Origin of the sequence: Colwellia sp. PAMC 21821, from assembly GCF_002077175.1 — a bacterium.
Lineage (GTDB): Bacteria > Pseudomonadota > Gammaproteobacteria > Enterobacterales > Alteromonadaceae > Cognaticolwellia.
On the sequence record NZ_CP014943.1, the window covers coordinates 146,739 to 171,326 of the forward strand.

Below are 24,588 nucleotides of genomic sequence, written 5' to 3' on the forward strand. Positions count from 1 at the left end.
ATAATTCCACCTAATTTACTACAATTTAAAGCCGGTCGCCACAAGATAAACTTCACGTGAACGAGCACGTGACGATTCAGGCTTGCGAGTCCTAACGGTTTTAAATGCGGCTCTAGCATCTTTAATAAATTGCTCAAAGCCCTCTCCTTGAAACACTTTCACTACAAAAGCGCCATCTTTCTTTAACACCTGATTACACATATCTAGCGCTAATTCCACTAAATACATGCTGCGCGCCGCGTCTGCAGCGTCATTACCGGTAAAGTTTGCTGCCATGTCAGACATAACAACATCGATATTTTTACCATTAATTCGAGTTAATAAAGCATTTAATACGGCTTCTTCGCGAAAGTCACCTTGCAGAAAATCCACACCTGCAATAGGGTCCATCGCTAAAATGTCACATGCAACAACTTGCCCGCTATCACCAACCACTTTCGTGGCGTATTCAGACCAACCGCCAGGAGCCGCACCTAAATCAACCACCTTCATACCAGGCTTGATTAATTTATCTTTATTGTTTATCTCTTCAATTTTAAAAACAGCACGTGAGCGCAGGCCCAATCGTTGTGCTTTTTTTACATATTCATCATCAAAGTGCTCTTTTAGCCAACGAGCACTACTGACACTGACTTTATTCTTACTCATTCAATCCACTTATATATTTATGCTATTAAAATATTATTGGTATCTAGGTTAATTGTTTACTTTATTTATCACTAAAAAGCGCTAAGGCTACATTATACCTATTAGGCTAGTGAATTCATCACCTAGCGAGAATTATTCTGTTGATTTTAACCGAAATAATGATTAAAAGTACGGTAAAAAGCTGACAGTTTGCAAACAATATTAGTATTACAAACTAGATGGAGGTAAAATAGCTATAATTCAAGCTAACTTGTAACGAAAATTGTTAATGAACTTAAATAATAAACAAATACAGTATTTAAAAGGCCTTGCACATAGCCTTAAACCCGTTGTAATGCTAGGTAACAACGGCCTTACAGAAGCGGTAGTAGCAGAAATCGACTACGCTTTAAATCATCATGAATTAATTAAGATTAAAATCCCTACGGATGATCGTGAAACGAAAGCACTTATTGTTGAAGCTATTTGTCGTGAAACAAATTCAACTAAAGTACAGGTGATCGGTAAAACCTTAGTTATTTTCCGTCAAACGGAAGAAAAGAAAATTCGTATTCCAAAAGTTTAATTAGTTATATTCTGATACCCACAGAATAACAAAGTTTTGCTGCGTTATTCTGTGGGGAATATTTAATTAAACACTTGGGTAATTTAAAAAAGGGCTTTAGCCCTTTTTTTGTACCCAACGTTTTATATTTTTCCTAAGCCAGAGCTATATTAATCCACTCTTACATTAGTGAAAACTAATATACATTGAATTATGCTTGGCATAGTATAGTCACCCTTACATAAATTACTAAAAGGTTTTGGAATGATTTTAACTGTCCCTGAATTAGTCGAACAAGCAAAAAAATCGGTTAACTGTGTTAGTGCAGCAGAAGCATTTAAAAGCAAAAATGCGACTTTTATTGATGTTAGAGAACTTGCAGAGTCTTCTGCCTCTCCGGTAGAAAACTCAATAACGATTCCACGGGGTGTATTAGAAATGAATATTGCTGAACACTGCACAGAAGCTGAAATGGAAATCTATGTTCATTGCGCTTCAGGTGGCCGAGCAGCATTAGCCGCAGAGCAACTGCAACGTATTGGCTATAAAAATGTTAAAGCTATAAGCAGCCCGCATGACGACGTTTGTCAGGCACAAAAAAACCAGTAACGTAAAATTAATTAACGCTACTGGCTTAATAACCTTAAGCGCTTAACACGAGATTAAGTACGCTTAGGGTTAACGTAATTTAGTGATTAAATATGTTCTACCGCGATAATCTCATATTCAACTACGCCACCTGGTGTGGTAATTTCTATCTCAGTATCAACTTCTTTACCAATTAAACCACGAGCAATCGGTGAGTTTAATGAAATACGTCCGGTTTTAAAGTCGGCTTCATCGTCTCCAACAATTTGGTAAGTTACTTCAACATCAGTATCAAGATTTAGCAATTTTACTGTTGTACCGAATATGACCTTGCCACGATTAGGTATTGCAGTTATATCAATAACTTGTGCGTTACATAGTCTGCCTTCAATGTCTTGAATGCGGCCTTCGCAGAAACCTTGCTCTTCTTTAGCTGCATGGTACTCTGCGTTTTCTTTTAAATCGCCATGCTCACGAGCCGTAGCAATATCTTTGACTATACGCGGACGTTTTTCGGTTTTTAAAATTCTGAGTTCTTCTTTTAATTGCTCAGCACCTAACAGTGTCATTGGATATTTTGTCATTTTACTCTTCTTTTTCTAACAAGAAAGGCGGCTTACCTATACGACTAGTCGTAGGCAACCACCTTTTGAAAATAATTCGCTTATATAAAACTTAACATGAATTTACGCTTTTATGAGGCTTTATTACGCACTCATACAGTGAGCAAATTCATTCCTAAGCTGTTTATACACAACGTTTATGTAACTCTTGTATTGAGGTTACGATATTACGATCATCTGCAGCATGTGATTGACAGGCGGCAAATGCAGCGTTCAGAGTTGTAGTATATGCGACTTTGTAACGTAAAGCACCACCACGTAACACTTTAGAATCTTCAATCGCCTTACGGCCTTCTGTCGTGTTAATAATGTAGGTGTACTCACCATTCTTAATTCTATCAAGAATATGTGGACGACCTTCGTGTACTTTATTGACTAAGCGACAAGGGATATTAGCTTCTCCAAGTATAACCGCAGTACCGTGTGTCGCATCAAGCTCGTAACCTAAAGCAACCATTTGTTTGCCTAGTTCAACGACACGACCTTTATCGCTATGGCGAACTGAAATTAACGCGCGACCATCTTTGGGTACAGATACGCCCGCACCTAAGTTAGCTTTTGCGTAAGCTTCTTCAAACGTATCACCTACGCCCATAACTTCACCAGTTGAACGCATTTCTGGTCCAACTAACGGGTCACTACCATGGAATTTGTTAAACGGAATAACCACTTCTTTCACAGAGAAATACGGAGGAATAACTTCTTTGGTAATCCCTTGCTCTTTCAGTGATTTGCCCGCCATTACGCGAGCACCTATTTTCGCTAAAGGTACCGCAGTGGCTTTCGATACAAACGGTATAGTACGAGCTGCACGAGGGTTTACTTCAATGATATAAACTTTGCCGTCTTTTACTGCCATTTGCGTATTCATTAGACCAACAACACCTAATTCAAACGCTAAATCAGTCACTTGCTTGCGCATGACATCTTGTACTTCTTGGCTTAAGCTATAGGCTGGTAATGAACATGCTGAGTCACCTGAGTGTACACCTGCTTGTTCAATGTGTTGCATAATGCCGCCAACAACCACATCTGTACCGTCACAAACCACATCAATATCAACTTCAATCGCATCATCAAGGAAATGATCAAGCAATACCGGTGAGTCGTTCGATACATTAACAGCATCAGTCATGTAACGACGTAAGTCATCTAAGTCATACACGATTTCCATTGCGCGACCACCTAAAACATAAGATGGGCGAACCACTAATGGGAAACCAATCGCTTCGGCTTTCGCCATGGCTTCATCAATTGAGGTAACGGTAGCATTGTCAGGTTGTAATAAACCTAAACGGTCTACGGCTTGTTGAAAGCGTTCTCTGTCTTCTGCACGGTCAATGGCATCTGGAGACGTACCAATAATGGGTACACCTGCAGCTTCTAAAGCACGGGCTAATTTAAGCGGCGTTTGACCACCATATTGCACAATAACGCCTTTTGGCTTTTCAATGCGCACAATTTCAAGTACATCTTCAAAGGTAATTGACTCAAAATATAAACGGTCTGAGGTATCATAATCTGTTGAAACTGTTTCAGGGTTACAGTTAACCATAATGGTTTCATAACCGTCTTCGCGTAAGGCTAACGCTGCATGTACACAACAATAATCAAATTCGATACCTTGGCCGATACGGTTTGGACCGCCACCTAAGATCATAATTGATTCTTTGTCTGTCGGGTTTGCTTCACATTCTTCATCATACGTAGAGTACATGTACGCTGTGTCAGAACTAAATTCTGCCGCACAAGTATCAACACGTTTGTAAACGGGGAAAATACCTGCATTATGACGTTTTTTACGTACTTCAGCTTCAGCAACACCAATTAAATCGGCTAAACGTGAATCAGCAAAACCTTTACGCTTTAATTTACGTAAATAAACAGGGCTCAATACTTTCAAACCGCCATCAGCAACTTTTGCTTCTTCTAATACAATATCTTCAATTTGTACTAAGAACCAACGGTCAATTTTAGTCAAACGGTAAATATCATCAACCGACAAGCCTAAACGGAAAGCATCAGCGATATACCAAATTCGGTCAGAACCCGCTTCTTGCAATTCATGCATAATTTTAGTTTTAGCACCAGGTTGCGTTACATCAACCATAGGGTCAAAACCATTAACGCCAACTTCTAGGCCGCGCAATGCTTTTTGTAATGATTCTTGCTGGTTACGACCAATCGCCATAACTTCACCCACTGATTTCATTTGGGTCGTTAATCTGTCTTCACAGCCAGCAAACTTTTCAAAGTTGAAACGAGGGATTTTTGTTACCACGTAATCGATAGTCGGTTCAAAAGAAGCCGGTGTTGCGCCGCCCGTAATATCATTAGTTAATTCATCTAAGGTGTAACCTACAGCCAATTTTGCTGCAATTTTAGCGATTGGGAAACCCGTTGCTTTAGATGCAAGTGCAGATGAGCGAGAAACACGAGGGTTCATCTCAATAATCACCATACGACCGGTATCAGGACAAATACCAAACTGAACGTTTGAACCACCCGTTTCAACACCAATTTCACGTAAAACGGCAATCGATGCATTACGCATGATTTGGTATTCTTTATCGGTTAATGTTTGGGCTGGTGCTACGGTAATTGAGTCACCGGTATGAATGCCCATAGGGTCGAAGTTTTCAATCGAACAGATAATGATACAGTTATCATTTTTGTCGCGAACCACTTCCATTTCATATTCTTTCCAGCCGATCAAAGATTCATCAATCAATAATTCAGAAGTAGGAGAAAGATCTAAACCACGTGTACAAATTTCATCAAATTCTTCGCGGTTATAAGCAATACCGCCACCCGAGCCACCCATAGTGAACGATGGACGAATAATACAAGGGAAACCTAATTTTTTGCTCGCTGCGTGTGCTTCTGCAATAGTGTGAACAATTTCAGCGCGCGGCGTTTCTAGGCCAATGGCTTTCATTGCTTTGTCGAAACGACTACGATCTTCGGCTTTATCTATTGCATCAGCCGTAGCACCAATCATTTCAACATTAAATTCTTTTAATACACCTTTAGCTTCAAGCTCTAACGCACAGTTTAATGCAGTTTGGCCGCCCATCGTCGGCAGTACCGCACAAGGACGTTCTTTTTCGATGATTTTGCGTACAACTTCCCAGTGAATAGGCTCAATATAGGTTGCATCAGCCATTTCAGGGTCGGTCATTATTGTTGCTGGGTTCGAGTTAACTAATATAACTCGGTAACCTTCTTCGCGCAGCGCTTTACAAGCTTGTGCTCCGGAATAATCAAATTCACATGCTTGACCAATAACGATCGGTCCCGCGCCTAAGATCAAGATACTTTTTAAGTCAGTACGTTTTGGCATTTTCTATTCTCTCTTCTCTTGTCTAGGGGCTAAGCTTTTTTCGAAGCAACGATTAAGTCGATAAAATGATCGAACAATGGTGCTGCATCTGTTGGACCAGGGCTCGCTTCAGGATGACCTTGAAAACTAAAAGCAGGCTTGTCTGTACGATGTATACCTTGGATTGAACCATCGAATAATGAAGTGTGCGTCACTTTTAAATTTTCAGGCAAACTATCTTCATCAACAGCAAAACCGTGATTTTGTGCGGTGATCATCACAACATTGCGCTCAAAGCCTTTCACTGGATGGTTACCACCATGATGCCCAAACTTCATTTTAATGGTTTTAGCGCCACTGGCTAAGCCTAATAATTGATGGCCTAAACAGATACCAAAAACAGGGATATCTGTTGTTAAGAATTTTTTAATTGCGGTAATAGCATAGTCACATGGCTCTGGGTCACCTGGGCCATTTGATAGGAAAATACCATCTGGGTTCATCGCTAATACTTCTTCAGCAGACGTTTCTGCTGGTACCACAGTTAATTTACAACCGCGGTCGACTAACATGCGTAAAATATTACGTTTAGCACCAAAATCGTATGCAACGACATGAAACACTGATTTTTCAGGTGTAACATGGCCTTTTCCTAGCTGCCAACTGCCTTCTGTCCATTGGTATGCTTCTTTAGTAGAAACAACTTTTGCTAAGTCCATACCTTTAAGGCCAGGAAAAGCTTGTGCTTGCGCTAGCGCCTTAGCTGCTTCGACACTTACATCAGCAAAGTCACCCGCTATTATGCAGCCATTTTGTGCACCTTTTTCACGTAAAATACGTGTAAGTTTACGGGTGTCTATATCGGCAATACCTAGAATGTTTTTTGCTTTTAGGTAGTCGTCTAAACTTTGCTCATTGCGAAAATTACTTGCTAATAGCGGTAAGTCACGAATTACTAAACCTTTTGCCCAAATAGTGCTAGATTCTTCATCTTCGCTATTGGTACCTGTGTTACCTATATGTGGATATGTAAGGGTAACAATTTGCTCTGCATAAGAGGGATCTGTCAGAATTTCTTGGTAGCCAGTCATTGAAGTATTGAAAACAACTTCACCAACAGCCGCCCCTTCTGCACCGATAGCGGTGCCCTTAAATACAGTGCCGTCTTCAAGCACTAAAATGGCAGATTTAGTCAATGTAACCTCCGTTAAGAAGAAAGAAAATTAATGGTAAAACAACTAAGAATTTAACCATTAACGATAAAAGCGATACGCACAAAAAATGCCAAAAACCTATGCCAGTTCGTCATGAACAGTAAATTTTTGACAAAATCCACTTATTTTACGCTTGTAAGCTTCTTTCGTCTAGTAATAATTGTAAAAACTCTCTGTTTTTGACGTTATTGCTGTAAAGACGTCAAAAACAACACTTTTCTATAAACAGCCCCCGTAAATACTAACCATTTAGTCAGGTTTGTATTTAATAATGTGGCTGCGTTAATCTTTTAAACCCAATACATCTTGCATATCATAAAAGCCCGGTTCGGCTTCACTTAACCAGAAAGCCGCTCGCATTGCGCCTAAAGCAAAAGTCATTCTCGAACTTGCTTTATGGGTTAATTCTAACCGTTCACCAATATCTGCAAAATAAGCAGTATGTTCACCAACGATATCGCCAGCACGCACTGTGGCAAAGCCTATAGTTTCTCGGCTGCGCTCTTCTGTAATACCTTCTCTGCCATATACTGCGACTTCATTAAGGTCACGCCCTAATGTATCGGCAATTACTTGGCCCATTTTAACGGCGGTACCTGATGGTGCATCTTTTTTAAATCTGTGATGCGCCTCAAAAATTTCTATATCAGTATGGTCGCCGATCGCTTTGGCCGTAATTTCAAGCAACTTAAACAATAAATTTACGCCAACACTCGTATTAGGTGCCAAAATAACCGGTATATTCTTACCTGCAACTTTAAGGGTTTCTACTTGTTGATCTGAAAAACCCGTGGTGCCAATGACTAAGGCTTTATTGTGTTGCTGACACCATTCGATATGCTCAAGCGTGGCTTCAATTGACGTAAAATCAATTAACACATCAGCTGCTAATAGTTCTTGATAGTCAGTTGTTGTTTTTTGACCGATAGCACCGATACCAGCGATTTCGCCTAAATCGAAATTTTCAAATGATGAACCAACACGAACACTACCACCGACAAGCTCAACAGATTTGTGCTCTATTGCCGCTTGTATTAAATTGCGGCCCATGCGCCCGCTACATCCTAAAATGGCTACTTTCACTTTCATAGCAACTTCTTCCTACTGTGTAATGTTATAAGGGGTAATATCAGCATCAGCTGTATTATAAGCAATATCAAAAGCGGTATCTAAATCAACTGATTGGCTAAGCTCTTGTGACACCACATTAAAAATTCGCCATTGTCCTTCACTCAACGCTAAGTGATAAAAAGCTGAAAAATCAGTAAAAACTTCATCTTTAGGACCAATAAACTGCCAATCAATACAAGTAAGTAGCAGATTTTCGCTTAACACACTAAAACTTGCTTTTAATGCAACGAAACGCTTTATATCTGCATGACTAAGTATTGTAAATATATCTAAGAACTCTCGTTTAAAAACTTTATCGCTATCAATTAAAACAACGCTATCGGGCGTGTGCAAAGTACAAGGCAACTGATAGCAAGCTTGCGTATCTACCATATTTTGCTGATGAAACGCCTTTATATAGTGCTGAAAGAACTGTTCGATAGCTATTTTGTACATAACTTATTAATACCTAAGGCTATAATACCAATTGAAATAAATAATCCATCATTCTAACGTGGTATAGCACAGACTTTATTATATATATTTTAAATTAAGCTTATAAAAAAGCCCTCAACTGAGGGCTTTTAAAAAATAGAATAATTAGCTAACAACCGCTAATAACTCAACGTCGAATACCAACGTTGCGTACGGAGGAATTGCACCTTGCGAGCCACGCTCACCGTAAGCTAAGCTGTAAGGCACATATAAGCGCCATTTTGAACCTTCAGTCATTAATTGTAATGCTTCAGTCCAACCAGCAATAACACCGCCTACTGGGAATTCTGCAGGTTGACCACGGTCAACAGAGCTATCAAAGATATCGCCATTGATGAATGTACCATGGTAATGCACACGTACTGTGCTAGCAGCTGTTGGCGTAGCGCCTTCACCTGTTGCAATGACTTCATACTGTAAACCTGATTCAGTGGTTGTTACTTCATCACGTTTTGCATTTTCTACTAAGAAAGCTTCGCCTTCAGCTGACTTTTCTTTAGCTTCAGCTTGCTCAAGTTCTTGCATCTTTTTAGATACAATACCAAAAGCTTCATTTAAATCTTCATCAGATACTTGGCTTTCAGTATTCGCAATCGCATCAGCTAAACCAGCTTGTACAGCAGATACGTCAAAGTCTTTAAAAGGATTGTTACGAAGTTGGTCACCTAGTTGACGACCTACACCATAACTTACGCGTTGTTCGATTGTTTCAAGTTTATTTTCTGACATTATTTAATCTTCACTTAATTGATACGATAAAAATTCGCGATACAATAGCATAAATTTAACGCCCTCTGAAGTGTTAGCAGTGGTGTATTTGTTATTTATTATAAATTTTTCATCTTTAACTGGCCTTGACAGTTCATGGCTTGCAATCTTTAAGCGTTACTGTGAACTCTCAGTTATTTTCTGATAACACTGCGTTAACACAGGGGCTGATAAATTAAATTCCTTCACTAGCATCATAGGATAAGCCACTAAAACATCAAACTCAGAATTACTCCCCGCAGCCAAATCTCGTTGCATTGAGGTTTCGCTACTGTCGGGTAAGCGTGATAAAAAGCTCAATGTTTCTTTGATATGCTTATCGCCAAGGTTTACGCCAGATTTACGCGCAATATCCGCATATTCATTAACAATGCGCTCTAATAAAAATGCGATATGACTTTGTGAACGTATTTCGCCTAAATTTAGTTGTCTCGCAGAGGCTAAAGCTCCCCAGGCAGCAACAAGTATATACTTTCGCCATAACGCCAGTTCTATATCACTAGTTACCCCTACGCTAATACCGGCTAATTTCAAGCGTTTGGCTATGGCACTTAGCCGTTCAGTATCTTCAGCTTGCAACGCGGCGCCCTGCTCGCTCGCTTTTACAGTGCTACTATCTTCTGTGGATTTATAAATAAAGGCACCTAAAGTGATATGCGGTTTTGCGCCTGTATGACTGATCACTCCAGTAGCTGTTTTCTCGGCAATAATCTTTGCTAAACCGCCAATAATATTTTCTCGTGCAATGCATTGTGCTTGCATAATATCTGCAGCATTAACACCATTTAATAAAGGTATTACACGGGTATGACTTACTATTAATGGCTTTATTTGTTCAAGAGCTGCGGGTAATTGATATGACTTTACACAGAGAAATATAACATCGGCAGGTGTTGCTAAGCTATTTTTCGTTAAGCTTTCACCATTAACCACATTAACATTATTTAGCTCTACATCACCTTCTATACTATTGATAGTTAACCCCGTTGTTTGCATGGTTTTAAATTGCTCGCCTCGGGCGACAAACGTAACATTTTCGCCGTGCTGCGCTAAACGGCCACCAAAATAACCTCCAACAGCACCGCAACCAACAATAACAAAATGCATCACTCTTCCTTTTAGTCCAATAAATTAGTTAGAAGTTTATCATGAAGATACGCAAATGATCAGACGCTTCAAGGTAATACAGGGTCAAAACAACAATTACCACCATTTGTGATACTCATGATTTCAACTAAACTTGTAGGTTATACACAACCGTTTCACCTATATAGATGAAACAGCGACATCAAATTAGCAAGAACATAGCTAGTATTAGAAAAACAGACATACGTTTAATAGCAATTTAAATGACCACTTTAATAGCAGTAAAGAGTATGTAGTAATGTTTATCTGTTTTTATGAGTTTGTTCGAAAATATAATACAAACAAATAATTAAAGGGACATTATCATGAGCAAAGTAATATTAATTACCTTAGCCATACTTTTATTTAGTGCTTGTGGCGACGCCAGCAAAACATCAAGCACGGCAACAATTGATAAAACTGAAACGAGTAGTAAAGCTAATATAGAACAAGCATCTTCAAAGAATAGTGCGACTAACATTGAGGAAACTCAAGCAATGGTATTGCTTAGCGGCCTACCAACCTTAGGTACTACCGATAGCATCGCTATTATTGATATGGATCCTGACTCGGCCAATTTCGGCAATATACTTTATGACTACGCCCTCCCCAAACTTGATGCGCCTATGCACCACCTTTATTACAGCCCTAATGGACGTTTATATGCGACAGGGCTGGGTTCACAATGCAGCTTAGCTGAAATTGACTTGGTGAGAAACGCAAAAGCTGAGCCGGTGATTAGTCATTTCGAATGTCTGAATACCAATGGCCAAAATGTCGGAGAAGATATTATGTGGCATAACGTCAATGGTGAGCTAACGATGTTCGTTACCTTTATGGGCGGCTCTGATTTAACTCAAATTGACACAGGTTCGGTCGGCGTATTCAACGCCCAAACCAACGAAGTCATTAAAATTATCGAAGCAAGAAAGTCTCAAGTAGCCGCCGGTCAGCCTTATATCATGTTCCCGCATGGTATTTCAGCATATGGCGATAGAATGGTAGTAACATCTTCTACTCACCCCGCTATTGCCACAGAAATTGGCAATAGCATCACCATTATCGACTTAAATACTTTAGAACCAATAGAAACCATTGTCATTGAAGATGCCAAGCCTGTTGGACTGCCATCGTCGCCTGTCGAAGTGCTATTTGTGCGACCCAGTATTGTCGAAGGCGTCGAGCCGGCTATTTTGGTTAACACCTTACTCGGTTTTGAAACCTGGAGAGTACCTTTCAATGAGCAAACCAAAACATTCAGTACACCTGAAAAGTTATACGACGGAGCAACAGCAGGCACCGCCGTACCGTTAGAGTTTTATGGTAATGAGGATGAGTTATTTATCAGCCATGGTGTGCCCGGTATCGTCAAACGCTACGATTTAAAACAGCTGCCCAATTTGGTATCAACCGGTGCAGATATAAAAGCAGAAAGCGGCGCGCACCATATGATATTTTATAAAACGGCTGCTGGTCGCAAGCTTATTGCCGTGCAAAACAATTTATTAAATTTAGGCGATGCTAAAGACAATGACCCGACCGACGTAGATTTTCTCGTGAAACTAAACCACCACTCGGTCACCGTACATGACCTTATTACAGGAGAAAGACTTGGCGAAATAAACTTCAAAGAAAAGTACAAAAAAGGTATCGATAATATCGAAGCATTATTTGGCTCAGGCTTTACGCACCATCATTAATCGTCATGAAAATCGCCATAATAGTTGTCGCTACCGCTGTTTTATTGATAGCGTCAACTGTTTACACTCTACAAGATAAAAAGCCGGCCACTCACCTCGTCGAATTCACCGCACCTTTTGTTTTTGGCCGTTTTTCCGTACCAGAAAATAATCCTTTAACCCAAGAATCAGTACGACTTGGCAGAAGACTTTTTTACGATCCAATTTTGTCTAGCAATAATAAAGTGTCTTGCGCGACCTGTCATAAGCAAGCACTGGCTTTTACTGACGGTTTAAAAACATCAGTAGGTGTGTCTGGAATCCCCCTTGATTTCAACGCCATGAGCTTAGTGAATTTAATGTGGGGACCCAGACATTTTTTCTGGGATGGTCGTGTTTCATCGTTAGAAGAGCAAGCAATTCATCCGATCACCCATGTTGATGAAATGGCGCATAATATAGAATCACTAATCGTGGATTTAAATAATGATGAGACTTACAACAAGCTATTTAAACAGGCTTTTGGGAATGTAAGCCAACAAAACATAGCGAAAGCGTTAGCTAATTTTCAGCGCACATTGATTTCAGCTAATTCACGATACGACCAATATTTACGTGGTGAAATATCCCTTACCGCCAATGAAGAACAAGGCCGTAAGCTTTTCATGGCTCATCCTGATACCAAAGTGGTATTACGCGGGGGAATTGCATCGATTGTCATAGCCAATTTCTCACTAGCGGCTTTGGCACTGCGTTTGATGGCTTTAGCAATAATGGCTTAGATGATGATCAAACATTACAACCTGGCTTATTTACGTTAACACAAAATGAAGCGCATCGAGGCTTATTCAAAGCTCCAACATTACGCAATATAGCCGTTACATCTCCGTATATGCATGATGGACGTTTTGCGACTTTGCAGGAGGTTTTAGCACACTACAATGGTGGTATTAGGCGCAGTAAAACGCTCAGCCCATTAATTATTGAAGCAAATAATATTGCCAAAACACAAAACGATCACATTAGCTTAAACCTCAATGATAATGAAATAACCGCCATCATCGCATTTTTGCATACGTTAACCGATGAAAAATTCTTAGCTAACCGTGCTTTTTCAAACCCTTTTATAGCAGAAAATAACGATGACTAAATCAAATAAACTTACCTTGGTTTTTTGTACGCTAATATTGGCAGCTACGCTAGTTGTCGCTATAGCTTGGCACCGCACTCTACCGCAAGACTTAACGTTACGGTTTCATCCCTACGTAGGCGATAAACCTTTAGTTTTAAATAACCAAAGCTATAAAAATCCTGGCGGTGACGGTGAATTTACCATAAGAGATTTCCAATTATTTATCAGCAATATTACCTTAGCGTTTCCCAATAATACTATTAACGAAGAAGAGAGCTATCATCTTGTGAGGTTTGATGGCGACAGCACGTTCGACCAAATTGTTATCCCTAGCATCAAAATACAAAACCTCAGGAAGCTATCACTTGGCATTGGTATTGACCCCAAAGCAAATGGCGCTATTTTGTTTTCAGGCGATTTAGATCCCAATAGTAGAATGGCTTGGAATTGGCAAGTGGGTTATAAGTTTTTACTAGTAGAAGGCACACTTGCATTAAGGGAAAGCCAACTGCCACTGGTTTATCATATTGGCTTTGACGACAGTTATACTGAACTCAATTTTGACATTACGCCTGAAATAAATGTAAAAAATGGCGTCATTAATTTCAACATTGATCTTCGCCGTTTGTTTCAAAAATCAAGTAAAAAGGCCAAATCGTTGAAAAAACAAGAATCAAAGCAAGACATTGAATATATTGATATGTCTGAAATGTCTCATGTGAAATTCTCTCCTAGAGATGTAAAAGCCATCGCAATAGGCTTTCAAGACTTTATCAGTATGTTGTAATTCTCATCTTTTAAAATAAATATCCCTAAAGAGAAGATTGTTTTTAACTCAAATAACAACAGACTCGACTTAAAAACATCCACTCGTAAGTAGACTGAAGATAACTATTATTCGAATAAAGCTAACTTAAACTGGCATTAAATATAACAGTCCAAAATACAGTCCCTGACGATTAACCATGATCAAAGCCTGCTAAAAAATATCATTTAGAATTATTTTCACTAATTCACTCTCATTCACTCTCATCATTAGATTAAAAAACGACCTCCCCATTTAGTCATTTAAAGGTAAAAACAATGAACTTCACACTAAAAAAGCTATCAACGCAGCTTAACCGAAATAAAACAAAGACAATAAATAACTGAATTTAAAGACTAAATAAAATTTTATTGTAAATTACGCACGTTTTTCGAACAAACTGGTTGACGAGAAAATCTTACCGTGGGATTATGACCACTAGTTGAGCAATTGCCCGAATAGTATTATTTGCCAACTACCAATAAGAATGTAAAACATTTATTTAAGAAAATATTATATAAAATATTAAGGGTCACTATGTTTAAAAGAACAAATATAAAATCAACTACAACAGGAAGAAAGGGAATTAACATGTCTAACTCAACAATCCAAAAATCTCAAAAAAATACATCTAAATTTGGCAAACTAGGTATGCTTGCAGCAGCAGTTATGGCGGCATCGTCACCTGCATACGTGCAATCTGCTGAATTTCTAGACGGTCTTGCAGAAGTTAACTTTTTAGCCTTGCAAAATTACCAATCAATTCAAGCCAAAGACGGTGCTTTCCGTCCTGCTGATGAAGAACAGTCATCAGGGTTTGGTCGTTTAAGAGTAAATTTACAACTTAAGTTTCACATTAACGAGCATATCGTAGCCGATGTCGACATTGCTGAAGAGCCAAATGACTTTGGTAACAACGGTGACCGAGATTTCGCCTTTCATCAAGATTTTGCAGGTATAGAATTTGAATTACTTGGCCTTAGTGGTCAAGCACGTGAGAACGCGAATTTAACACTCCGTTTAGGTAACATTGGCGCAGCCCCTTTCCAATTTAAAGGTTTCCAAGATGGCGCTGACAACCAAGGTAATGCACTTATTGGTAACGGCATAACTGACTATGCGACCGCAGAAAATGGTATGCAGTTAAGCTACAGCGAAACTTATGATAGCGGCACTATTCGCGGCTACAATGTTGCAGGTCATATTACTACGTCAAGTTTTGGCGAAGCTTTCCAAGAAGATCGTGGCTTCAACTACCGTATTCAAGGTACGCTTGAGTTTGCCGGTGGTTTTAAAGCCGGTTTAAATTATTTCCAAGCTAATCAAGGCGATCAATTACGCTTTGAAAACGGCGTAGCAAGCATGGCTGGTGTAACAACAACTAATTACCGTTTTGGTGATGGTGAAAACTACAACTTCTCTGCAGGTGCTTCAAGCGAACGTGATACCCATGTTGGCGCGATGCCTGGTCTTGAGCAATCTATTATACAGTTAAACCTTGCATACCAACCTACCCCAGAAACTAGTGTTATTTTGATGGTTGGTAAGTCAACTGATGATTACACTTTCGCAGATGCTGCGGGTAACGCTGTAGCAGGTATTACCTATTTCGGCGAGAATGGTGTTGCTGATGCTAACGGAACAACCTTTGATTCTAATAGCGTAATTAAAGGTGATACTTCTGTTGAGTACTATACCATTGAAGCACAACACTACATTATACCTAACAAGTTTTATGTAGCGGCTCGTTACTCTGATGCTGAAAACACTTCAGATTTAATCGCTCAAACTGACAATAATGTAGAGCGTATTCAAGTAGCTGCTGGTTACTGGTTTAATGACAAAACATTGTTAAAGTTTGAATATGTAGATCAAGAAGAAGGTGTTAACTCAGGCGGCCAAATCGGTACAGGTTTTGACGGTTTTACATCAGAAATCTCAGTTAAGTTCTAAATGAATAACGACTGATTTAGTTCAGAGATGTATAGACTAACTTTGTATAAAGTTGCACTAAATTAGTTTTACATTATTTAGACTAAGATGAATCAAAATTACAATAACAGTCTCATTTAATACCCTTAGGTGAGACATTAATATTGAATATGGGGAATACCAGATGATGAACAGATTAATTATGCTAGCTTGCGGCGTTATGACTATGAGCGCTGCTGTTGCTAACGAAACAATTACCATCGCCACGGTTAACAATGGTGACATGATCACCATGAAAGAGCTGAGTAGTGATTTTACGGACAAAAACCCGAGCATTGAACTGAAGTGGGTAACACTAGAAGAAAATATTCTTCGCCAACGTGTGACAACTGATGTTGCTACGCGCGGTGGTCAATATGATGTAATGACCATAGGTACATATGAAGTGCCAATTTGGGGCAAACAAGGTTGGTTAACAGAGCTTGATAAGTTAGGCGCTAACTACGACAAAGCAGATTTACTACCGGCTATTAGCAGTGGTTTAACGTTTGATAATAAACTATTTGCTGCACCATTTTATGGTGAAAGCTCTATGGTAATGTACCGCACTGACCTGATGGAAAAAGCAGGTCTTAAAATGCCGAAAAGCCCTACTTGGGATTTTATTCGCAAAGCTGCATCAGCAATGACAGATAAAGAAGAAGGCATTTACGGTATCTGCTTACGTGGTAAAGCAGGCTGGGGTGAAAACATCGCACTTATTACTGCAATGTCGAACTCATTTGGTGCTCGCTGGTACGATGAAAACTGGAAACCACAGTTTGACACACAAGAATGGCATGACACTTTACAATACTATGTCGATATTATGGAAGAGTCGGGTCCTCCAGGTTCATCAGCTAACGGTTTCAATGAAAACTTAGCACTATTCCAAACAGGTAAATGTGGTATTTGGATTGATGCAACGGTTGCTGGTGCATTTGTTACTAACAAAAAAGATTCACTTGTCGCCGACAAAGTAGGTTTTGCTTTAGCACCTCATAATAACCTAGGTAAACGTGGTAACTGGTTATGGGCTTGGACTTTAGCTGTACCTGCAAGTAGTAAAAAATCTGATGCTGCAATGAAGTTCATCAGCTGGGCAACTTCTAAAGAGTACACGGCATTAGTAGCAGACAAAAAAGGTTGGGTAAATGTTCCTCCAGGAACAAGAGCTTCACTTTACAAAAACCCTAAATATATGGCTGCAGCTCCTTTTGCACAAATTACTTTAGATTCAATTCAATCAGCAGACCCTAAGAACCCAACTGTAAAACCAGTACCTTATGTAGGCGTGCAGTTTGTTGCTATTCCAGAGTTTCAAGGTATAGGAACAGCCGTTGGTCAACAGTTCTCTGCAGCGTTAACAGGAACAATGACAGTGAAAGAAGCGTTAGAAACTTCTCAACGCTTAGTTGAACGTGCAATGAGAAAAGCACGTTACCCGAAATAGTTCATTGGTTATTGGTGGGTAAGCCGCAAGTGCTTACCCAATTATTTACTTTTAAAAGGTCTCTGTGATGGCGACAACAAACTCACGCACACTCGCTCGGTTAATGTTATTTCCTTCAGTTGTTTTACTGTTGGCTTGGATGTTGGTGCCGTTATGCATGACATTGTACTTTTCGTTTTTAGATTACAATTTGCTTACGCCCGGAAATAATGAATTTATTGGTTTTTTAAACTATGAATTTTTCCTAACTGACCCGGCATTTCTTACTTCTTTTTTCAATACTATATTACTGGTTGGTGGTGTTTTATTGATAACCCTTGGCGGAGGTATTGGTTTAGCTATATTGCTCGACCAAGCTATATGGGGACGAAACTATGTCCGCATTATGGTACTTGCGCCGTTTTTCGTTATGCCGACTGTTTCGGCTCTCGTGTGGAAAAATATGTTGATGAACCCTGTTAATGGTTTATTCGCGCATTTTGCCGATTGGATTGGCGTTACCCCAATAGATTTTTTTGCTCAAATACCATTATTGTCAATTATTATCATTGTTTCATGGCAATGGTTACCTTTTGCAGCACTAATATTACTGACTTCAATTCAATCATTAGACCGTGAGCAACTTGAAGCAGCAGACTTAGATGGCGCGGGACCTTTCAGTAAGTTCTATTACATCGTCATGCCTCATTTAGGCCGAGCAATTACCGCGGTAATTTTAATAGAAACCATATTCTTATTGTCTATTTTCGCTGAAATTCTAGTAACAACCAGCGGTGGACCCGGTTATGAGTCAACCAATATTACCTATCTAATTTACACACAATCATTACTACAATTCGATGTAGGTGGTGGTTCAGCAGGTGGCATTGTTGCCGTTATTATCGCCAATATAGTTGCAATATTCTTAATGCGATTAATTGGTAAGAACTTGGAGGATTAACTGATGTCGATAAATAAGAGTCATAAATCAAAATTAATTTATACCTTTTTAGCTTGGACAATCAGTAGCTTAATATTTTTCCCAATATTATGGACCTTGATCACCAGCTTTAAAACAGAGGCTGAAGCTATATCTTCTAGCCCAAGTTTATTCATGTTTGACTGGACGTTAGAGAATTACGAAGAGGTTTTGGCACGCTCGCCGTACTTTAACCATTTTTGGAATTCTATAGTAATTTCAATAGGTTCAAGTATTTTAGGACTATTAATTGCTATCCCTGCAGCTTGGTCAATGGCATTTGTCCAAACTGAACGTACTAAAAGTTTATTAATGTGGATGCTTTCAACCAAAATGTTGCCACCCGTAGGTGTGCTTATTCCAATTTACTTGCTGTTCCGTAATTTTGGTTTACTCGATACTAAAATAGGTTTGGTTATTGTGATGACCTTGATCAACTTACCTATCATGGTCTGGATGCTTTATACCTACTTTAGAGAGATCCCAAGTGAAGTGCTGGAAGCGTCAAGAATGGATGGGGCAAGTATCGGTGAGGAAATATTATATGTTCTTTTACCTATAGCCTTACCAGGTATCGCTTCAACATTATTATTAAATGTGATTTTAGCGTGGAATGAAGCCTTTTGGACTCTCATTCTAACCGCCGCAGATGCTGCACCGTTAACCGCATTTATAGCCAGCTATTCAAGCCCAGAAGGCTTATTTTATGCCAAGTTGTCTGCAGCGTCAGCAATGGCCATTGTGCCAATTTTAATACTTGGTTGGTTTAGTCAAAAACAATTAGTGCGTGGATTAAGTTTCGGCGCAGTTAAATAGGAGATTTGAAAATGGGTAGTATTAATTTAAAGCAAGTAACTAAAGATTTCGGCGATGTAAGTGTTATTAAACCGATTGATCTAGAAATTAAAGACGGCGAGTTTATCGTATTTGTTGGTCCATCAGGTTGTGGTAAATCAACTTTATTACGAATGATTGCCGGCTTAGAAGACACCACAAGCGGCAACATTGAAATTGATGGCGAAGATGCCACGGCTACACCTCCAGCGAAAAGGGGTTTAGCGATGGTGTTTCAATCTTATGCTTTGTACCCGCATATGTCTGTGCGTAACAATATCGCCTTTCCATTAAAGCGTGCGAAAGTTAGCAAAGAAGAAATTGATAGCAAAATAGCCAATGTCGCAAAAATATTAAACTTGTCTGATTACCTAGAGCGCAAGCCTGGGCAATTATCAGGTGGTCAACGCCAACGTGTTGCGATTGGTCGCGCCATTGTACGTCAGCCTTCTGCATTTTTATTTGATGAACCTTTATCTAATTTAGATGCGTCTTTGCGCGTTAATATGCGCTTAGAAATTTCTGAGTTACATAAAACCTTAGCCACTACAATGGTTTATGTAACGCATGATCAGGTAGAAGCAATGACAATGGCTGATCGTATTGCGGTATTTAATGCCGGTATAATTGAGCAAGTTGGCAGCCCTTTAGAGCTATACAACACTCCGGTTAATAAATTTGTCGCGGGTTTTATTGGTTCACCAAAAATGAACTTTATGGATATTGATCCAATATCGGGTGATCCAACTTGTTGCTTAGGTATTAGACCAGAGCATATTGAGATATCAACAGAAGCAGGCATGTGGGCTGGAAAAGTAGGTGTAATTGAACACCTTGGTTCTGAAACCTTTTTACATGTGCATGTTGAAGGCAATGGTACCTTTACTGTCAAAGCGGGTGGTGATTGTCCTTATGTTTATGGCGACAAAGTTTTTCTAAGTGCCGTGGACAACAAGATGCTTCATTTTGATGCTGAAGGTGTCACTTTGCCACAACAACAAAAAAAACACGCTAGCGTTGTTTCAATTTAGCCTTTGGACACTAAGAGCAAATACCTATGTCTATTAAACTAAACAATAAAACCCTTGATACGCTGCCAAGTCAGGTCAAAAAACCTAACTACAGCAGAGAATCTTTAACGCCTGGTATCATTCATATCGGTGTGGGTAATTTTCATCGTGCGCATCAAGCTATGTATATGCACAAATTATTCAACGCCGGAATTGCTCACGATTGGGCCATTCGTGGTGCTGGCATCAAGTCATACGATGCCGCTATGCGCGATAAACTTAAACAACAAGACTGGTTAACAACCGTTGTTGAATTAGATGATAAAAACCTTACCGCGCAAGTAACTGCAGCGATGACTGATTTTATTGAAAATGACGCAGCCACGTTAATTACTGCACTCTGTGCAAGCGAAATTCGCATTGTATCTTTAACCATTACTGAAGGTGGTTACTTTATGGATGACAAAACAGGTGCTTTTAACCTGGCTCATCCAGAAATTCAAGCCGACATTGCTAATGTCGACTCACCTTCTACGGTATTTGGTTTAATTATTGCGGCACTTAAATTTCGCCGCGAGCAAAACATTAAACCGTTCACGGTCATGTCTTGTGACAATATTCCGCATAATGGTAATGTTACGCAACGTGTTGTCAATGAAATGGCCAATGCAATTGACCCTGAGTTAGCAAATTGGATCAGCGAAAATGTTACGTTTCCCAATTCAATGGTTGACTGCATTACGCCAGCAACATCAGCACAAGAGCGTGAACGATTAACAACGTTGTTTGGTGTAGAAGATCAAGCCCCGGTTTTCTGTGAACCTTTCAGACAATGGGTATTAGAAGACAACTTTGTCAATGGCCGCCCTCCTTTAGAGGACGTTGGTGTAGAGTTTGTTGAAGATGTTGCACCATTTGAATTAATGAAATTACGTATTCTTAATGGCGGTCACGCTGCTATAGCCTACCCTGCATCGCTGTTAAATATTGCTTTTGTACATGACGTAATGGCTGATCCAATGATCAGTCAATACCTTAAAAAGCTAGTGAGCGAAGAAGTTATTCCGACCCTTGCTCCGGTACCAGGCGTTAGTTTTGACGAGTATTTTTCGATAATCGAATCAAGATTCGCCAATCCTGAAGTACGCGACACTGTGCCTAGGCTTTGCCAAGATGCGTCAAACCGTTTACCTAAATTTATTTTGCCAATTATAGCCGCAAACATCGCAAGTAATAGAGACTGTAAAGGTCTCGCACTTGTAGTTGCATTGTGGTGCCGACTTTGTTTTGAAGGTGGTAATGATGAGAGTGATTTTACGCTTGATGATCCACAGTCAGCAAGATTAATATCTCAAGCAACTTTAGCTAAAGAAGACCCGTCAGTATTTTTACAAATGAATGATATATTTGGAAATCTAAGCAATGACGAAAACTTTACTAAAAACTTTACCTTTTGGTTGGAAATGCTTTGGGATATCGGTACTCTTGCTACCCTAGAGCGATATTTAAAATAATAATACAATAGGAAAATAAAAGATGACTGAATCTAAGGCTTTATCCAGACATAACTCCATAAATTTGGTCATCTTTGATTGCGATGGTGTATTAGTAGATAGCGAAATATTAAGCCAACGCGTACTCCTTAGTATGCTTGCAGAAGTCGGTGTGGTGGTTTCAGAAGATTATTTTCTGATCAACTTCTTAGGCTATAATTTTGAGCATGTTACCGCTAAAGTTTTCGCCGACTTTGCTGTTACGTTAACGAGCGAATTCCGCCAGCGCTATCGAGCAGCATTAATAGAAGTATTTGCCTCGGAGTTACAAAAAACTGAGCACCTTGACCGGATATTATCCCAACTTAAGGTCAATAGCTGTGTTGCTACTAGTGGCAGTCCCGAAAAAGTAAAACATTCGTTGCACTATACCAAGCTTGAACAGTATTTTGACGACCGAGTATTTACCTCATCTGAGGTAAAAAATGGCAAACCAGCACCAGATTTGTTTTTACACTCAGCTAAAAAAATGGGCGTTGAACCTCATAACTGCTTAGTGATAGAAGATTCTAATGCGGGTATCCGTGCTGCTCAGGCGGCCAATATGCATGTAATCAGGTATATTGGGGCTAGTCATTTGAAAAATAAAGATATTGCTACTCAAATACTCGATGATGTTAGTACAATAGTACATTGGGACCAGTTATTTGAACTAGTTCCTTCGCTAATTTCATCAGTTAATAACGAGAGGTAAACCGTGTTAAAGCGATCTAATGCAGAAATAAGAAAGTTAGACGATGCAGCTAAAGCAGGTTGGCTCTATTATGTTGCCGGCAATACGCAAGAAGAAATAGCTAAAAAACTTAATGTCTCTCGTCAATCTGCACAACGCATGGTCGCCTTGTCGGTGAGCGAAGGCTTAATTAAAGTCCGGTTAGAACATCCAATAGCTAAGTGTATGGACTTACAATTAAAAGTTAAAAATCGCTTTGGACTGCAATCTTGTATTGTTGTGCCAAGTGATGAAAATGAGCCAATGTCTACCTTAGGTCTTGCTCAAGCGGGAGCTAAAGAAATAGAGCTGCATTTAAAATCAACAGAGCCAAAAGTAATAGCGATGGGAACAGGTCGAGTTTTAAGGGCTTGTGTCGAAGAATTGGCTTTATTGAACTGTGAGCAACATCAGATAGTTGCCTTACTAGGTAACATGGCTTCTGATGGCTCGGCCTCGTCATACGATGTTGTTATGCGTATGGCTGAACACATTAACGCTAAACATTACCCTATGCCATTACCTGTACTACCTAGTAGTAAGGAAGAAAAAGAACAGTTGCATGCGCAACGTTATATCGCCAATAACTTAAAGTTAGCAGCACAAGCCGATGTAACTTTTGTCGGTGTTGGTAATTTAGCGATTAATTCACCGCTTCATATCGATGGTTTTGTTACCCCTAAAGAGCTCAAAGAATTACAGACCAAAGGCGCTGTAGGTGAGTTGATTAGTTGGGTTTTAGATATCAATGGAAACTTAATTGACTGCGCCGTTAACCAACGAGTCGCCAGTACCCCGTTAAAAGTAAACTCTGATAAAGCGGTATATGCTATTGCTGCCGGTGAAGAAAAAGTCTTTGCCATTCTTGGCGCCCTCAGATCGAAATTAATTAATGGTTTAATCACCAATGAATACACCGCTGAGCGTATATTGAGCATTGATTAAACTCAACTGCATTTATTAACGCTAAGCGAGTTAATAATTAAAGTGCTTTTAACGCACTAGAAACTGGTAAAGTAAGGAATTAAAATGACATTTAAAGTAGCTGTTTTCGGTGAAGCTGTTTTTGACATGATCAAGCAGGAAAATGGCGATTATCGTCCTTTTATTGGTGGTTCTCCATATAATGTAGCAAGAAGTTTTTCTAGACAAGGGCTCGACTGTAGTTACTTGTCACCTATTTCGAATGATATATTCGGAGATGAAATATACAAATCTGCAGTTGATGAAGGGATAAGTATCCCGGCTAACAACCGATCATTTCAAGCAACCTCATTAGCTTTAGTGTATAAAAATGAGCAAGGCAATCCTGATTACAGATTGTATCGTAAGTCAGTGGCTGATCTAGATATTAACGCGCAAAAGCTTCTAGACATTTTACCGAAAGATTTAGACCTTTTTCATACCGGCTCTTTAGCCCTTGTACCAGAAATGATCGATGTATTAATCCCGGTAATGACCACGCTAAAAGCTAGAGGCGTAAAAATTAGTATTGATGTTAATGTCCGTAAAGGCGTTGAAGTTAATCACGCAAAATATGTTCAGGCCATCGCACAATTAATTACCTACGCCGACATTGTCAAAGTCAGTGATGAAGATTTACTATTGCAAGACTTAATCGGTGATCCTGAGCATTTAGCTAGCGCTATACTTGAGGATATGACAGATGGTATGGTAGTACTGACCTTGGGTGAAAACGGCGCTCATTTTATTACTGAACACGTTAATATTAAACAAGCTGTATTTCAAGCCGTGCCCATGGGAGATACTGTAGGCGCTGGAGATACCTTCTTTTCAGCAATGCTGGCTCAATTACTTCGTGATAATGCGCTAACACCTTCAGCTCAGAAAGCAGACTTAGCTTATGCCTTAAAGTTCGGCTCTTTAGCTGCTTCTATCAACGTATCAAAAATTGGTTGTCAACCACCGACTCAAGCAGAAGTGTTAAGTCAATTAGATGGGGCTGCTAGCGTTTAAATTACTAGCACTAATTTGAATAAACAGCATTAAGCTGTTTATTCAAATAGTCATTTTGGCAGCTGAT

23 protein-coding genes are annotated in these 24,588 nt (G+C 39.5%); 15 read left to right on the top strand and 8 right to left on the bottom strand.

Features of this window, described 5'->3' with window-relative positions:
• Positions 1-18: 18 nt before the first annotated feature.
• The gene (gene rlmE / locus A3Q33_RS00605) at positions 19-648 is read right to left on the bottom strand and encodes a 23S rRNA (uridine(2552)-2'-O)-methyltransferase RlmE (RefSeq protein WP_081177943.1); all 630 of its coding nucleotides are present in this window, start codon (positions 646-648) and stop codon (positions 19-21) included.
• Positions 649-916: 268 nt separating this feature from the next.
• Here rlmE and yhbY point away from each other — a divergent pair, with 268 nt between their 5' ends.
• Positions 917-1,213: a ribosome assembly RNA-binding protein YhbY gene (gene yhbY, locus A3Q33_RS00610; protein WP_081177944.1), complete on the top strand. Its 297-nt coding sequence runs from the start codon at positions 917-919 to the stop codon at positions 1,211-1,213.
• Positions 1,214-1,456: 243 nt separating this feature from the next.
• The gene (locus A3Q33_RS00615) at positions 1,457-1,801 is read left to right on the top strand and encodes a rhodanese-like domain-containing protein (RefSeq protein ID WP_081177945.1); all 345 of its coding nucleotides are present in this window, start codon (positions 1,457-1,459) and stop codon (positions 1,799-1,801) included.
• Between the two features lie 86 nt (positions 1,802-1,887).
• Here the strand turns inward: A3Q33_RS00615 and greA are convergent, their stop codons facing one another.
• The 7 genes from greA to A3Q33_RS00650 form a co-directional block, all read right to left on the bottom strand.
• Complete coding sequence (gene greA, locus A3Q33_RS00620; RefSeq protein WP_081149866.1) at positions 1,888-2,364, bottom strand: transcription elongation factor GreA; 477 nt, start codon at positions 2,362-2,364, stop codon at positions 1,888-1,890.
• A 163-nt stretch (positions 2,365-2,527) separates the two neighbouring features.
• On the bottom strand, positions 2,528-5,746 hold the full coding sequence (carB, locus tag A3Q33_RS00625; protein WP_081177946.1) for a carbamoyl-phosphate synthase large subunit: 3,219 nt from the start codon (positions 5,744-5,746) through the stop codon (positions 2,528-2,530).
• 29 nt (positions 5,747-5,775) lie between these two features.
• Complete coding sequence (gene carA, locus A3Q33_RS00630) at positions 5,776-6,921, bottom strand: glutamine-hydrolyzing carbamoyl-phosphate synthase small subunit (protein WP_081177947.1); 1,146 nt, start codon at positions 6,919-6,921, stop codon at positions 5,776-5,778.
• 300 nt (positions 6,922-7,221) lie between these two features.
• On the bottom strand, positions 7,222-8,028 hold the full coding sequence (dapB, locus tag A3Q33_RS00635; protein WP_081177948.1) for a 4-hydroxy-tetrahydrodipicolinate reductase: 807 nt from the start codon (positions 8,026-8,028) through the stop codon (positions 7,222-7,224).
• A 12-nt stretch (positions 8,029-8,040) separates the two neighbouring features.
• Positions 8,041-8,505: a DUF6841 family protein gene (locus A3Q33_RS00640; protein ID WP_081177949.1), complete on the bottom strand. Its 465-nt coding sequence runs from the start codon at positions 8,503-8,505 to the stop codon at positions 8,041-8,043.
• Between the two features lie 144 nt (positions 8,506-8,649).
• Positions 8,650-9,273: a BamJ family beta-barrel-assembly machinery protein gene (gene bamJ / locus A3Q33_RS00645; RefSeq protein ID WP_081177951.1), complete on the bottom strand. Its 624-nt coding sequence runs from the start codon at positions 9,271-9,273 to the stop codon at positions 8,650-8,652.
• A 156-nt stretch (positions 9,274-9,429) separates the two neighbouring features.
• Positions 9,430-10,419: a ketopantoate reductase family protein gene (locus tag A3Q33_RS00650; protein ID WP_081177953.1), complete on the bottom strand. Its 990-nt coding sequence runs from the start codon at positions 10,417-10,419 to the stop codon at positions 9,430-9,432.
• 344 nt (positions 10,420-10,763) lie between these two features.
• Here A3Q33_RS00650 and A3Q33_RS00655 point away from each other — a divergent pair, with 344 nt between their 5' ends.
• The 13 genes from A3Q33_RS00655 to A3Q33_RS00710 all read left to right on the top strand — a co-directional run bounded on the left by A3Q33_RS00655 (position 10,764) and on the right by A3Q33_RS00710 (position 24,521).
• Positions 10,764-12,137: a hypothetical protein gene (locus A3Q33_RS00655; RefSeq protein ID WP_081177955.1), complete on the top strand. Its 1,374-nt coding sequence runs from the start codon at positions 10,764-10,766 to the stop codon at positions 12,135-12,137.
• 5 nt (positions 12,138-12,142) lie between these two features.
• Positions 12,143-12,898: a cytochrome-c peroxidase gene (locus tag A3Q33_RS00660; protein ID WP_196798025.1), complete on the top strand. Its 756-nt coding sequence runs from the start codon at positions 12,143-12,145 to the stop codon at positions 12,896-12,898.
• 110 nt (positions 12,899-13,008) lie between these two features.
• Positions 13,009-13,266: a hypothetical protein gene (locus A3Q33_RS20700; protein ID WP_196798026.1), complete on the top strand. Its 258-nt coding sequence runs from the start codon at positions 13,009-13,011 to the stop codon at positions 13,264-13,266.
• Positions 13,259-14,035 carry an MbnP family protein gene (locus A3Q33_RS00665; RefSeq protein WP_081177957.1) on the top strand — a complete coding sequence of 259 codons (777 nt, stop codon included), beginning with the start codon at positions 13,259-13,261 and terminating at the stop codon, positions 14,033-14,035. The genes A3Q33_RS20700 and A3Q33_RS00665 overlap by 8 nt, the downstream gene beginning before the upstream one ends.
• 669 nt (positions 14,036-14,704) lie before the next feature.
• The gene (locus A3Q33_RS00670) at positions 14,705-16,006 is read left to right on the top strand and encodes a hypothetical protein (protein WP_155866822.1); all 1,302 of its coding nucleotides are present in this window, start codon (positions 14,705-14,707) and stop codon (positions 16,004-16,006) included.
• 163 nt (positions 16,007-16,169) lie between these two features.
• A complete protein-coding gene (locus tag A3Q33_RS00675; RefSeq protein WP_081177961.1) occupies positions 16,170-17,477 on the top strand; it encodes an ABC transporter substrate-binding protein in 1,308 nt (435 codons plus the stop codon).
• A 67-nt stretch (positions 17,478-17,544) separates the two neighbouring features.
• The gene (locus A3Q33_RS00680; RefSeq protein ID WP_081177963.1) at positions 17,545-18,417 is read left to right on the top strand and encodes a carbohydrate ABC transporter permease; all 873 of its coding nucleotides are present in this window, start codon (positions 17,545-17,547) and stop codon (positions 18,415-18,417) included.
• A 3-nt stretch (positions 18,418-18,420) separates the two neighbouring features.
• Positions 18,421-19,251, top strand: a complete 831-nt coding sequence (locus A3Q33_RS00685) for a carbohydrate ABC transporter permease (protein WP_081177965.1) — start codon at positions 18,421-18,423, stop codon at positions 19,249-19,251.
• 11 nt (positions 19,252-19,262) lie between these two features.
• On the top strand, positions 19,263-20,300 hold the full coding sequence (locus A3Q33_RS00690; RefSeq protein ID WP_081177967.1) for an ABC transporter ATP-binding protein: 1,038 nt from the start codon (positions 19,263-19,265) through the stop codon (positions 20,298-20,300).
• A 26-nt stretch (positions 20,301-20,326) separates the two neighbouring features.
• Complete coding sequence (locus A3Q33_RS00695; protein WP_081177969.1) at positions 20,327-21,793, top strand: mannitol dehydrogenase family protein; 1,467 nt, start codon at positions 20,327-20,329, stop codon at positions 21,791-21,793.
• Positions 21,794-21,815: 22 nt separating this feature from the next.
• Positions 21,816-22,526: an HAD family hydrolase gene (locus A3Q33_RS00700; RefSeq protein ID WP_081177971.1), complete on the top strand. Its 711-nt coding sequence runs from the start codon at positions 21,816-21,818 to the stop codon at positions 22,524-22,526.
• A 3-nt stretch (positions 22,527-22,529) separates the two neighbouring features.
• Entirely contained in the window at positions 22,530-23,489 is a 960-nt protein-coding gene (locus tag A3Q33_RS00705) for a sugar-binding transcriptional regulator (protein ID WP_081177973.1), read from the top strand.
• Positions 23,490-23,573: 84 nt separating this feature from the next.
• Positions 23,574-24,521 carry a carbohydrate kinase family protein gene (locus A3Q33_RS00710; RefSeq protein ID WP_081177975.1) on the top strand — a complete coding sequence of 316 codons (948 nt, stop codon included), beginning with the start codon at positions 23,574-23,576 and terminating at the stop codon, positions 24,519-24,521.
• Positions 24,522-24,588 lie beyond the last annotated feature (67 nt).